General features: G+C 66.0%; 1 pseudogene. It reads right to left on the bottom strand.

What is annotated here, in order from left to right:
* Positions 1-260, bottom strand: a pseudogene (locus tag R0J88_RS21055) (phosphate acyltransferase); the annotation flags it as partial.
* Between the last annotated feature and the right edge of the window lie 2 nt (positions 261-262).

Here is a 262-nt window from a genome sequence, read left to right as displayed (position 1 = left end):
ACCAGGCCCAGGGCCTGAGACATGCTGCTGGGCTCGCGGCTGCGCACAACGCGGGACGGGCGAGCATCAGACGCGACAATGCCGTCGACAGCGAGTGTCTGAAGGCGATCACGAACACGGGAGAGTGAAGCAGGGAGGGAGTCTAACTCGGCATCCAGTAGATGCTGCGGGCCGACCAGGATGGCGCTGAGTTGCGAGTCTCGCAACAGCGCACTGGCCGTGCCCCGTAACGTAGCGCGGGGACCGAAGTCCCCGCCCATCG

Origin of the sequence: Pseudoalteromonas sp. SIMBA_162 (genome assembly GCF_046535955.1) — a bacterium.
Classification (GTDB): Bacteria; Pseudomonadota; Gammaproteobacteria; order Enterobacterales; family Alteromonadaceae; genus Pseudoalteromonas; species Pseudoalteromonas marina.
This window is presented reverse-complemented; position numbering and strand designations above follow the sequence as displayed.